The following is a 12,716-nucleotide window of genomic DNA, read 5'->3' as shown; positions in this document are numbered from 1 at the left end:
TATGTTCCTGCTATGAAATACCTGTACTTTCTATTCCGGGATAAACGTGACTCCAGAGAATGTTTGGACTTCCGGCCGCTGTTGTCTTCCGATTTCTTGATTTAAGCCGCAATTAGCGGTAGAAATCAGAAGACAAAGGCGGACGCTTCCGCTCCTACAGTTCCAAAATTCCCTTCCGCCACTCTTCCCTTTTATAGGTTTCCAAGATCAATTTATAAACTACTTATTAGACTCTGCTACGCCGGAGGAAACCTTCAGCCGCAGTGCATTCAGGCGGATAAAGCCTGTTGCATCACCCTGATCATAAGCCTGTGTCGGATCGGCTTCCATTGTAGCAATATCCGGGTTGTACAGGCTGACCGGTGATTTCACGCCGGCGCCGATGATGTTGCCTTTGTACAGCTTCACACGTACTGTACCAGTTACGTTCTTCTGGCTCTCGTTCACGAGTGCCTGCAGTGCAAGGCGCTCAGGAGCGAACCAGAATCCGTTGTACACCAGAGTACTGTAACGGGTGATCAGGCTGTCGCGAAGGTTCATCACTTCACGGTCCATGGTGATGGATTCCATTTTGCGGTGTGCAGTGAACAGGATGGTGCCGCCTGGTGTCTCATAGACGCCGCGGCTCTTCATGCCGACAAAACGGTTCTCAACCATATCCACGCGTCCGATCCCGTGCTTGCCGCCCAGCTCATTCAGCTTCTCCATTACCTGCAGCGGAGTCAAGGCTTCACCGTTCAGGGCTACACAGTTCCCCTTCAGGAAGTCCAGCTCCAGGTATTCCGCTTCATCCGGAGCATCCTCAGGAGCGTTGCTAAGCAGGAACATTTCTTTGTTCTCCGGTGCGCTTGGGTCAAACCAAGGATCCTCCAGCACACCGCTCTCATAGCTGATATGCAGCAGGTTGCGGTCCATGGAATACGGCTTCGCAGCCGAAGCCTGTACCGGAATTCCGTTCGCTTCAGCGTAGGCGATCATTTCCGCCCGGCCCGGGAACTGGTTGCGAAACTCTTCCAGCCGCCAAGGTGCAATCACCTTGATGTTCGGCGATAACGCCGCCGCATTCAGCTCGAAGCGGACCTGGTCATTGCCTTTGCCGGTTGCGCCGTGGGCAATGGCTGTAGCGCCTTCCGCGATCGCAATGTCCACCATACGCTTAGCGATCAGCGGACGGGCAATACTGGTGCCGAGCAAATATTGGCCTTCATACAAAGCGCCCGACTGGAACATCGGGTAGATGAAATCACTCGCGAACTCATCGCGCAGATCGTCAATGTAGACCTTCGATGCGCCGGTAGCCAGCGCTTTTTCCTCCAGGCCGTCCAGCTCTTCCTTCTGGCCGATATCGGCAGTGAAGGCAATAATCTCTGCATCATAGGTTTCTTTCAGCCATTTCAGAATGACCGAGGTATCCAGCCCGCCGGAATAGGCGAGTACAATTTTTTCTTTAGGCATGGGGGTGCAACTTCCTTTCGGTGTGGGGGTATAGGAAGGTTACCGAAATCTGCTTATAGAGCTCCGGTGCCCGGACGCAATCTGCGTGAATGTTTGGACTTCCGGTCGCTGTTGTCTTCAAATTTCCTGATTTGAACCGCTATAAGCGGTAGAAATCTGAAGACAAAGGCGAACGCTATCGCTCCTACAGTTCCAAACTTCACTCCGTTGCTTAGCACCGGAATCTAACGCATAATTCAAAAACCATCCTATATAGTGTTTTATATAGTATAAGACCTCAAAGGCCTTTGCAGGTTCAAATCTGCAATTTCTTAAATCAACGCTCTAGCAAGCGCTTGTAGCTTTCCTCTCATCCCGGGCTTCGCCCTAGATGACAACCCTACCTTAGCCCATCAAAGCAGCCATCAGCGCCTTCTGCGCATGCAGGCGGTTCTCAGCCTGGTCGAAGATGACCGAGTTCGGGCCGTCGATCACGCCCGTGCTGACCTCTTCCTCACGGTGGGCTGGCAGGCAGTGCAGGAACAGGTAGTCGCTCTTCGCGCCTTTTACCAGCTCCTCGTTGACCTGGTAGTCCTTGAATGCCGCTTCACGTGCCAGCTGCTCGGCTTCAAAGCCCATGCTCGCCCACACGTCGGTGTAGATCACGTCAGCGTCCTGTACCGCTTCCTGCGGGCTGCGGGTGATGACGATGTTGGCGCCTGTTTCCTTGGCGATCTCGCGAGCCTCAGCAACTACAGCCGTATCAGGCTCATAGCCTTCCGGTCCGGCAATCGAGACATGCACGCCCAGTTTGGCGCCGCCGATCAGCAGGGAATGGGCCATGTTGTTTCCATCGCCGATGTAAGCGAGCTTGAGGCCTTTCAGCTTGCCCTTGTGCTCATATACGGTCTGAAAGTCAGCCAGCACCTGACAAGGGTGTGCCAGGTCGCTCAGGCCGTTGATTACAGGCACAGAAGCGTAACGGGCCAGATCCTCAACCTTATCATGGCCGAAGGTACGGATCATGATGCCGTCGAGATAACGGGACATGACCTGGGCCGTGTCACCAACGGTTTCGCCGCGGCCGAGCTGGATATCATTTTTGCTCAGGAACAGCGCATGGCCGCCGAGCTGATACATGCCGACCTCGAAGGACACGCGTGTGCGGGTCGAGGATTTTTCGAAAATAAGTCCGATCGTCTTGCCCTTAAGCGGCTGATAAACCTCACCGTTTTTTTGCTTCTTCTTCAGCTCGATAGCCAGATCAATCAGGTACGTGATTTCTTCCGGGCTGTAATCGTTCAGCTCCAGCAGATCACGGCCTTTGAGCTGCTCTGCAATCGCCAGCTTCCCGCTGTGTACACTCTGGCTCATGAAAGTGCCTCCCCGTTTTCTTTATTAGCATAAGTATGAATGAGCGGAACAAGAATGTCCACCGCCTGGCGGATCTCATCCTGGCTCACATATAGATTAGGCAGCAGCCGGATCACGTTCGGTCCGGCCTGCACGAACAGCAGTCCCTGCTTCTGGCCGGCCAGTACTATATCCCCTACCGGCTCCGTGCATTCGATTCCGATCAAGAGCCCCTTGCCGCGCACCTCTTTCACGAACGGCGTATCCGCCAGCTTCTCTCTCAGCAGACCGCGCAGATATTCGCCCATCTCTTCGGCCCGCTGCGGCAGCTCGTCTTCGAGCATCGTTTCGATCGTTGCTTCCATCACCGCTGCCGCCAGCGGCGTGCCGCCGAAGGTGCTGGCATGACTGCCCGGACTGAACGCTTCGCGCAGGTAACCTTTGCCCAGCATAACGCCGGCCGGGAACCCGCTGGCTACGCCTTTGGCCAGGGTGAAAATATCCGGCTCAATGCCATAGTGCTGATGCGCAAACAGCTTGCCTGTACGGCCCATGCCGGTCTGCACTTCATCGACAATCAGCAGCAGGCCATGCTCGTTGCACAGCTCAACCACAGCATCGAGGAACTCCTGCTGTACCTCCAGCACGCCGCCTTCGGCCAGGATCATCTCCAGCATGATGGCTGCAGTATTATCCGTAATGGCCGCCTTCAGCGCCGGCAGATCATGCAGTGGCACCGTCTTGAAGCCCTCCGGGAGCGGCAGGAAGCCCTCTTTTACCTTCTGCTGTCCGGTAGCTGTCAGCGTCGCCAGAGTACGACCATGGAAGGACTGCTCAAAGGTAATAATTTCATAGCGGCCTGTGCCCTTCACCTTCTGGTGATAGCGGCGGGCCAGCTTGATCGCAGCTTCATTCGCCTCCGCACCGCTGTTGCAAAAGAATACCTGATCCGCACAGCTGTTGCCTGTCAGCAGCGCTGCTACCCGGTCCTGGCCCGGAATGTGAAACAGGTTCGAGACATGCCACAGCGTATCAATCTGCGCCTTCAGCTTCTCGCCGACCTTCTCGGGAGCGTGTCCCAGACTGGTTACCGCCAGCCCGCACATGAAGTCGAGGTACTTGTTGCCCTGGTCATCCCAGACCCAGCTGCCTTTGCCCTTAACCAGACTCAGATCATATCTGGCATAGGACGGGAATACCGCACTCAGCTTGGCAGGAGCAGCCTCCTGAACCTTCGTTTCCCCTGAACGGGTATCCGCAGCCCCTGTTAAAGAATCTTTTTCCGCCTGTGTAAGCTCACTCATTCTTAGTCACTCTCCCACCATGCTGCTTCCGGTAAACCGGCAGCGCTATATTTTGAATAATACCTGACTTCCGGCTTGTCTCCACTCTACCTTACCAAGCTAAGAACGGATAATCCTCGTCCCCAGCTTCTCCCCGCCCAGCACCCGGCTGAGCACCTGAGGCTCTTTGCCGTCTACGATGACAACCTCGGACACACTGCCCTGAATGCAGTCCATCGCCGCGCGCACTTTGGGGATCATCCCACCGTAAATTTCACCGCTGGCAATCAGCTCTTCAATCTGCGTCACTGTCACCGATGGAAGTACAACCTTTTCACCATCGATTGTGCGCATAATACCCGGAACATCCGTGACCACAACCATCGAAGGCGACTCGACAAAAGAAGCCACCGCCCCCGCCGCCGTATCCGCATTAATATTGTAACGCTGCCCTCCGGCATCTACACCTATAGGTGCGATAACCGGAATGTAGCCGAGTGCGAGAATTCCTTTTATGATCTCCGCCTTTACTTCCGTAACCTCGCCGACCTGCCCTACTACATCACTGTTCGCCACAGGCCGTGCCAGTATCAGGTTGCCGTCCACACCGGACAAGCCAAGGGCTTGCCCGCCGCTGCCCTGGATTCTGCGGACAATCGCCTTGTTGATGCTTCCAGCCAGCGTCATCTCTACAACATCCAGCACATCCTCCGTCGTCACCCGCAGGCCGTTCACAAAGCTGCTCTCAATCCCCAGCTTCGCCAGATTATCCGAAATCGCCGGTCCGCCGCCATGTACAATGACAGGCTGAACCCCGCTGGCCTGCAGCTCCCTTAAATCCTCAAAAAAAGAATCCGGCAGCGCAGCCAGCGTACTCCCGCCGCATTTCATCACAAACAGCTTTTCTATCTTTTGCTCCGTCATAATATAAGTAGCCTCCTTATGGATCTATGCCAGCCGCGTTTAGGTACGGTATGCAGCATTAATCCGCACGTAATCATAAGTGAGGTCACAACCCCATGCCGTAGCTTTGCCTTCGCCGTCCGACAGCACCACGGTAATCACTACCGTATCGGTCTTTTGCAGATAATGCAGAGCCTGTTCTTCGTCAAAAGCCACCGGCCGCGACTGGCGCAGCACCTCGATCTCACCAAGCGAAATATCCACCTTCTCCGGCGATACCGGAACACCGGCGCGTCCAACGGCAGCAATAATCCGGCCCCAGTTGGCATCCGCCCCGAAAATCGCCGATTTCACCAGACTCGAGCCTACTACCGTTTTCGCAATCGCACCCGCAGCCTCATCATGCACCGCACCGCTGATCTGTACCTCAATCAGTTTGGTCGCACCCTCACCGTCCCGGGCAATCGCCTTAGCCAAGTGCTGACACACATGGGTAAACGCCGCAGCAAAAGCATCCCAGTCCGCATGCAGACGCGTCAGCTTCTCATTCCCGGCCAGGCCGCTGGCCATCGTCACCAGCATATCGTTCGTGCTTGTATCCCCGTCAACTGTGATCATATTAAAAGTAGTATTAGTAGCGGTACGCAGCAGGCTTTGCAGATCTTCCCCGTCAATCAGGGCATCCGTCGTCATGAAGCCCAGCATGGTAGCCATATTCGGATGAATCATCCCCGAGCCTTTGGCCGCACCGGCAATCGTTACTTTCTCTCCACCGACGAGCACTTCGACGCAGCATTCTTTTTTCACCAGATCGGTTGTCAAAATAGCCTGGCTGAACTCCTCCGCTCCCGCAGCGCCTCCATCCAGCTTTTCCGGCAATCCGGCAATTCCGCTGCGCACACAGTCCATCTTCAGCAGCTCACCGATTACTCCGGTTGATGCTACTGCAACATTCTGTTCGTTCACGCCAAGCGCTTTGGCTGCAGCTGCACGCATCTCATATGCATCGGCTTCGCCCTGCTCGCCTGTGCAGGCATTGGCATTTCCGCTGTTGACGATAACCGCCTGCAGGGTGCCGTCCGCCAGACTCTCCCGGGTTACTTTAAGCGGTGCAGCCTGGAATACATTCGTCGTATACACAGCCGCAGCCGTTGCCGGAACCTCACAGAGAATGACTCCAAGATCGTTGCGGGTTGTTTTTTTGAGGCCGCAGTGCAGTCCTGCAGAGGTGAAACCCTTTGGTGCGGTAATGCTTCCGCCTTCTACGACGGTATATGTTGCCTGATTTATGCTCATTGTATGTTTGACCGCTGGACCTTACGGATACACTGGTGTATAACCGAGACCGCGGGTTTCCTCCCATCCCATCATCAAATTCAGGTTCTGGATCGCCTGCCCTGCTGCGCCTTTAACGATGTTGTCAATGACAGACACAATCGTTACCCGTCCTGTACGGGCATCTGCGGAGAAGCCGATATCGCAATAATTCGAGCCGCTGACCTCTTTGGTCGCCGGAAGCACTCCAGCCTCACGGATCCGCACAAAGGATCTGCCTGAATAATACTTACGGTATAATTCCACAAAATCCTGCTCGCTATATGCGCCGTTCATCCCGGCATACATCGTACTCATAATCCCCCGGGTCATCGGAACCAGATGCGTTGTGAAGGTCACGGTTACTTTTTCACCGGAAACATCGGTAAGCACCTGTTCAATCTCCGGAATATGCTGATGCTTGTTAACCTTATAGGCCTTGAAATTCTCATTGAGCTCGGCATAATGAACGCCCAGATTCACACCGCGTCCTGCGCCAGAAATGCCTGACTTCGCATCGATAATAATGCTCTCCGGCTTGATCCAGCCAGCCTCTACCGCAGGGATCAGCCCCAGCAGCGTAGCGGTCGGGTAACAGCCCGGATTGGAGATAAAATCAACTCCTGCAGCGCGTTCACCATATACTTCACATAACCCGTATACGGCCTGCTCCAGATATTCAGCGGGCGGAGCCGTGTGCTTATACCACTGCTCATACTCCGCGCCGTCCTTCAGACGGAAATCTCCTGACAGATCGACAACCTTCAGGCCTGCTTCCAGCAGCTGTGGCACCAGCTTGGCACTCACACCCGACGGTGTTGCCGTGAATACCACATCAGCCCTGCCCGCGATCTCCGCCGGTTCAACGCCATCCAGCTTCCGCTCCACAATTCCCGTCAAATGCGGAAACCCGAGCTCAATCGGCTCCCCTGCACTTGATGAAGAGATTACCGATGTAATTTCTATATCCGGATGGTTCTGCAAAAGCCTGATCAGCTCCACGCCCCCATACCCCGTCGATCCCACTATCGCCGCTCTCAGCTTGCCTGCCACTGTCATCCCCGCTTTCTGACTCTTTCATGAAATGCATACCGTCCCGCAAATATGTATTATTATACGACCGAATTAATATAAATACAACATGTAACGTTAACTTTATTGGCGGAATTGTTATATGAAAAAGAGAAGCGTTGACTTCTCCAATGGAGCATCTACGCTTCTCTTTTAAATCCTTCACCGAGCACCTCATGGGCCTCAGTAATGATAACGAACGCGCCCGGGTCTACAGACCGGACGATCGCTTTAAGCCGGGTAATTTCGTTCTGGCCGACAACCGCCATCAGCACTACCCGGTTGTCACCGGTATAGCCGCCCTGTGCGTTCAGCTTGGTCAACCCGCGGTCCAGATCATTCAGAATCGCCTGGGATATCGCCTCTGTATGATCTGAAATGATATAAGCCACCTTGGTTACACTGAAGCCCATCTCCAGCGCATTGATTACTCTCCCGGTCACGAACAGACCGATCAGTGCATACATCGCCTGCTCCATGCCCAGCACAAACGCAGCCAGTGTAATAACCGTACCGTCCAGCAGCACTACAGACAGCGAGAAGCTGAAGCCGGTAATCTTTTGAATAATCTGCGCCAAAATGGTCAGTCCGCCCGTGGATCCGCGTCCGCGGAACACCAGCCCCAGACCAAGCCCGACTGCGATCCCGCCATAAATCGAGGCGAGCAGCGGATTCGTGGTCGGAACCGGACCGTCTTTAGTCAGGTAGATAAACAGCGGCAGCACAAAGCTCCCCAGCAGGGAGCGCATGCCGTATTGCTTACCAAGAAAAATAACCCCGAGGATAAATAACGGGATATTCAAGGCCCATTGTGTAAAAGCCGGCTCGGCGCCGAACCATGCCTCAGCAAGCACCGACAACCCGGATACTCCCCCTGAAGCGATCTGGTTCGGCAGAAAAAACAGATTAAACCCCAGACCAGTTATCAATGAACCGATCAGGATTAACGCCACATCCACTGTATGGCGCAGCGGCCCGTTCAGCGGAATCAGCGGCGGTTTGTTGCGTGAATTTTCTTTTTGCATGTTCTCTAGCTTCTCCTTACTACACTCCGAGGACGCGTAGAAATCCAGTTATGCTTATTCAACTTCTGTCTTGATCTGGCTGCGCAGGTAGCCGTCGATGAACAGGTTAATATCGCCGTCCATTACAGCCCCCACGTTCCCGGTTTCCACGGAAGTACGGTGATCCTTCACCATGCTGTAAGGGTGGAATACATACGAGCGAATTTGGCTGCCCCAGGCAATATCGGATTGTTCGCCGCGGATCTCGTCCAGCTGCTTCTGCTGCTCCTGCAGCTTCTGCTCGTACAGCTTGGAGCGCAGCATCTTCATCGCCTGCTCCCGGTTCTTGATCTGCGAGCGTTCATTCTGACAGGTTACCACTACACCTGTAGGAATATGCGTAATCCGCACCGCCGAGTCCGTCGTATTGATATGCTGACCGCCCGCGCCGCTGGCCCGGTAGGTATCTATTTTCAGATCCTCTGTACGGATCTCCACTTCCACATCATCGGTAATCTCCGGCACCACATCACAGGAAACGAACGAAGTATGGCGTCTCCCGGAGGAATCAAACGGCGAGATGCGCACCAGCCGGTGTACACCCTTTTCCGCTTTCAGATAGCCGTAGGCATTGAAGCCCTTAATCAGCAGCGTAACACTCTTGATGCCCGCCTCATCACCCGGCAGGTAGTCGAGCACTTCAACCTTGAAGCCGCTTTTCTCCGCCCAGCGTGTGTACATGCGCAGCAGCATCTGGCCCCAGTCCTGGGACTCCGTTCCGCCTGCACCCGGATGAAGCTCCAGAATGGCATTCAGCTTATCATAGGGCTGATTAAGCAGCAGCTGCAGCTCGAATTCATCCACCTTGCCGCTGATTGTCCGGATGTTTCCGGCAACCTCGGCAGCAAGCTCCTCGTCGCCTTCCTCATCGGCCAGCTCTACCATCATCGCCGCATCATCGTACTCCTGCTGCAGCTTCTCAAACTGGTCTACCACGGATTTTACTGCATTCATCTCGCCGATGACTGCCTGGGCCTGCTCATTGTCATTCCAGAAATCCGGCGCTGCCATCTTCTCTTCAAAGTTCGCAATGACTTCCAGCTTCAGGTCTAAGTCAAAGAGACCCCCTAAGGTTTGTTAGTTTCTTGCCTATTTCACGCAGGTCCTGCTTCACGCTTGCATCGATCATGGGATCACTACACCTTTCAAAATAAAATATTGCGCGGGGCCGCTGATTGGAGTTTGCATCGTCCCAGGGAGTAGAGCACGCATGGCTCCTTGCTCCTCAATCTTGCACCTGGCGTATTCCGCAGCTCCAGGGAATGTTTGGACTTAAGGCCGCTGTTGTCTTCAGATTTCCTGATTGGAAACGCTGTTCGCGGTAGAAATCTGAAGACAGCGTATGCTTCCGAAGTGAGCTTTTCTGCGAAAAGCTTTCAGGCGGACGCTGACGCTCCTACAGTTCCAAACTTCCCCTCCACCGCTTCCACCTTAGTTTTAGATTTTTTGAGAACGCACTGCTCATCCTTTGCAGCTACACCGCCAAATCCCCAAAACTCCAAAAAAGCGGCAGGGCCGCAAACGGGGGGAACCCCGGGCCCAGCCGCTTTTATTATCATTATAAGCCTGAGACGCTTCGGATATCCTTATGCGTTCTGGCCGTGGCAGTTCTTGTACTTCTTGCCGCTGCCGCATGGGCAAGGATCGTTACGGCCAATCGCCGCTTCGACATGCACCGGACGCTTCTCAGCCGGCTCAGCGTTGGTCGAGATTTTATCTTCCTCGACTACAGACTGGCGTTCCTGGTTGGCTTCGATGTGCGCCTTCATAATGTACGTAGCGACTTCCTCCTGAATGGCGGCAGTCATGGCGTTGAACATCTCAAAGCCTTCAAACTGATATTCACGCAGCGGATCGGTACCGCCGTAAGCACGCAGGTGAATCCCTTGACGCAGCTGATCCATCGCATCAATATGATCCATCCATTTGCTGTCTACGGAACGGAGCACGATAACCTTCTCGAATTCACGTACCAGCTCAGCGCCAAGGCGCTCTTCACGTGCATCATACTTCTGCATAACACGTTCAAAGATGAAATCAACGATTTCTTCTACTTCCTTGCCCCACAGCTCATCACGGGTAAGGGCGCCTTCATCAAGCAGCTTGCTGTTGACATAGTCAGCAACCTCCTGCAGCTCCCAGTTCTCCGGAATATCATCACTGCAATGTGCACGCACTACACGGTCAATAACCGGCTTGATCATCTCGGTTACAACGCCTTTGATGTTCTCGGATTCGAGAATTTCACGGCGCTGTTTGTAAATGATTTCACGCTGCTGATTCATAACATCATCATACTGAAGAACGACCTTACGAATATCGAAGTTATTGCCTTCTACCCGCTTCTGGGCCGATTCAATTGCGCGTGTAATCATGCGGCTCTCGATCGGCTGGTCTTCTTCAAAGCCCAGACGGTCCATCATGTTCAGCACGTTGTCCGCACCAAACCGCTTCATCAGCTCGTCACCAAGTGACAGATAGAACTGTGTCGAGCCCGGGTCACCCTGGCGTCCGGCACGTCCGCGCAGCTGGTTATCGATGCGGCGGGATTCATGACGCTCTGTACCAATAATATGCAGACCGCCAACATCTCTGACACCGTCACCAAGCATAATATCTGTACCGCGGCCGGCCATATTGGTTGCGATGGTCACGGTTCCTGGCTGTCCGGCCTGGGAAATGATCTCCGCCTCGGATTCATGATGCTTGGCGTTCAGCACCTGATGCTTGATTCCTTTGCGCTTCAGCATTTCAGATACGCGTTCGGAATTCTCAATGGATACTGTACCAACCAGTACAGGCTGGTTCTTCTTGTGGCGTTCTACAATCTCGGATACCACTGCGTTGAATTTGCCGTTCTCACTCTTATAGACAACGTCAGGCATGTCTACACGCTGGTTCGGTTTATTCGTCGGTACCTGAAGAACCTCCAGGCCGTAAATTTTCTTGAATTCTTCTTCTTCCGTCTTAGCTGTACCTGTCATACCGCCCAGTTTGCGGTACATCCGGAAGTAGTTCTGGAAGGTAATTGTAGCCAGTGTCATGCTCTCGTTCTGTACCTGGATTTCTTCTTTGGCCTCAATAGCCTGATGCAGACCGTCGCTGTAGCGGCGGCCCGCCATCAGACGTCCGGTAAACTCATCGACAATGACAACCTCATCACCGTTCACTACATAATCGACATCACGGCGCATGATGACATTAGCCTTAAGCGCCTGGACGATATGATGATTCAGCGTAACGTGGCTGTGATCGTACAGGTTCTCAACACCAAAAGCGCGTTCAGCCGTAGCCACGCCCTTCTCAGTCAGAGCTACCGACTTCACTTTAATATCTACAGTGTAATCTTCTTCAGCCGTCAGCTTTTTAACAAAACGGTCTGCTGCATAATACAGCTCTGTCGACTTCTCGGCTTGCCCCGAGATAATCAGCGGAGTACGGGCTTCGTCAATCAGAATGGAGTCCACTTCATCAATAATACAGAAATATAGCGGGCGTTGTACCATCTGCTCCTTATAGAGCACCATGTTGTCACGCAGATAGTCGAAACCAAACTCATTGTTGGTACCATACGTAATATCGCAGGCATAAGCGTCTTGTTTATCAGCATGGTCCATGCCGTTCAGGTTGACCCCGACCGTCATGCCCAGGAAGTTATAGATTTGTGCCATTTGGGCGCTGTCGCGCTGGGCCAGATAGTCATTCACCGTCACCACATGCACGCCCTTACCGAGCAGTGCATTCAGATAGACTGGCAAAGTACCTACCAGTGTCTTACCTTCACCTGTCTTCATCTCGGAGATCCGGCCTTCATGCAGCGCCATACCTCCAACAAGCTGTACGTCAAAATGCCGCATGCCCAGCGTCCGTTTGGAAGCTTCGCGTACGGTTGCAAATGCCTCGGGGAGAATCTCCTCCAGAGTCTCGCCTTTTTCAATCCGGGCCCGGAATTCTTCTGTCTTCGCCTTGAGCGCCTCATCCGAGAGGGCTACGAATTCAGGTTCCAGTCCGTTAATAACATCGACCGTCTTCATGAGACGTTTGACATCGCGTTCGTTGGTGTCGCCGAATATTTTCTTTACAAGTCCTAGCATGGTTAACCCCTTTCATGCAACACAGATGGTGGAACCGAGCCCATCCTTAAATAAATATTGAAAGGGCCATATATTATTTCGATTCCGCTGCTTCATAAATTGTAACAGTTTGTAAGACAAGCCGCAATACGAGCAGCCGCAACCTTATTTTGCAAAATAGAAGAAGCGGCAAATTGTCACCCTTTATATACGAGTAAGAG

General features: G+C 53.4%; 9 protein-coding genes. All 9 read right to left on the bottom strand.

What is annotated here, in order from left to right; genetic code table 11:
- Nucleotides 1-219 precede the first annotated feature (219 nt).
- The gene (locus tag BLR64_RS09780; RefSeq protein WP_068724664.1) at nt 220-1,455 is read right to left on the bottom strand and encodes an argininosuccinate synthase; all 1,236 of its coding nucleotides are present in this window, start codon (nt 1,453-1,455) and stop codon (nt 220-222) included.
- Between the two features lie 384 nt (nt 1,456-1,839).
- Nucleotides 1,840-2,808: an ornithine carbamoyltransferase gene (gene argF / locus BLR64_RS09775; protein WP_090713929.1), complete on the bottom strand. Its 969-nt coding sequence runs from the start codon at nt 2,806-2,808 to the stop codon at nt 1,840-1,842.
- Nucleotides 2,805-4,091 (bottom strand): aspartate aminotransferase family protein, encoded by a 1,287-nt coding sequence (locus tag BLR64_RS09770; protein WP_244157656.1) that lies wholly within the window; start codon nt 4,089-4,091, stop codon nt 2,805-2,807. The genes argF and BLR64_RS09770 overlap by 4 nt, the downstream gene beginning before the upstream one ends.
- A gap of 99 nt (nt 4,092-4,190) precedes the next feature.
- Nucleotides 4,191-4,994: an acetylglutamate kinase gene (gene argB, locus BLR64_RS09765; protein ID WP_090713928.1), complete on the bottom strand. Its 804-nt coding sequence runs from the start codon at nt 4,992-4,994 to the stop codon at nt 4,191-4,193.
- 39 nt (nt 4,995-5,033) lie between these two features.
- Nucleotides 5,034-6,269: a bifunctional ornithine acetyltransferase/N-acetylglutamate synthase gene (argJ, locus tag BLR64_RS09760; protein ID WP_090713927.1), complete on the bottom strand. Its 1,236-nt coding sequence runs from the start codon at nt 6,267-6,269 to the stop codon at nt 5,034-5,036.
- 21 nt (nt 6,270-6,290) lie between these two features.
- Nucleotides 6,291-7,346, bottom strand: a complete 1,056-nt coding sequence (gene argC / locus BLR64_RS09755) for an N-acetyl-gamma-glutamyl-phosphate reductase (protein WP_090713926.1) — start codon at nt 7,344-7,346, stop codon at nt 6,291-6,293.
- Between the two features lie 152 nt (nt 7,347-7,498).
- Nucleotides 7,499-8,383: a YitT family protein gene (locus BLR64_RS09750; protein ID WP_090713925.1), complete on the bottom strand. Its 885-nt coding sequence runs from the start codon at nt 8,381-8,383 to the stop codon at nt 7,499-7,501.
- A 54-nt stretch (nt 8,384-8,437) separates the two neighbouring features.
- Nucleotides 8,438-9,551 (bottom strand): peptide chain release factor 2 gene (prfB, locus tag BLR64_RS09745; protein WP_139171941.1). Its coding sequence is split into 2 segments (ribosomal slippage): nt 8,438-9,478 and nt 9,480-9,551, totalling 1,113 coding nucleotides; the frame shifts between segments, so codons are not numbered across the junction.
- A gap of 457 nt (nt 9,552-10,008) precedes the next feature.
- Nucleotides 10,009-12,516: a preprotein translocase subunit SecA gene (gene secA, locus BLR64_RS09735; protein ID WP_090713923.1), complete on the bottom strand. Its 2,508-nt coding sequence runs from the start codon at nt 12,514-12,516 to the stop codon at nt 10,009-10,011.
- Nucleotides 12,517-12,716: the final 200 nt, after the last annotated feature.

Source organism: Paenibacillus typhae, from assembly GCF_900099765.1.
Taxonomy (GTDB): Bacteria; Bacillota; Bacilli; order Paenibacillales; family Paenibacillaceae; genus Paenibacillus_AQ; species Paenibacillus_AQ typhae.
Note: the sequence above shows the minus strand (reverse complement) of the source record. Positions and strands in the feature narration are given on the sequence as shown.

Coding starts and splice junctions, on each gene's coding strand:
- BLR64_RS09780 (WP_068724664.1), bottom strand. CDS start 1,455: ATGCCTAAAGAAAAAATTGTACTCGCCTATTCCGGCGGGCTGGATACC.
- argF (WP_090713929.1), bottom strand. CDS start 2,808: ATGAGCCAGAGTGTACACAGCGGGAAGCTGGCGATTGCAGAGCAGCTC.
- BLR64_RS09770 (WP_244157656.1), bottom strand. CDS start 4,091: ATGAGTGAGCTTACACAGGCGGAAAAAGATTCTTTAACAGGGGCTGCG.
- argB (WP_090713928.1), bottom strand. CDS start 4,994: ATGACGGAGCAAAAGATAGAAAAGCTGTTTGTGATGAAATGCGGCGGG.
- argJ (WP_090713927.1), bottom strand. CDS start 6,269: ATGAGCATAAATCAGGCAACATATACCGTCGTAGAAGGCGGAAGCATT.
- argC (WP_090713926.1), bottom strand. CDS start 7,346: ATGACAGTGGCAGGCAAGCTGAGAGCGGCGATAGTGGGATCGACGGGG.
- BLR64_RS09750 (WP_090713925.1), bottom strand. CDS start 8,383: ATGCAAAAAGAAAATTCACGCAACAAACCGCCGCTGATTCCGCTGAAC.
- secA (WP_090713923.1), bottom strand. CDS start 12,516: ATGCTAGGACTTGTAAAGAAAATATTCGGCGACACCAACGAACGCGAT.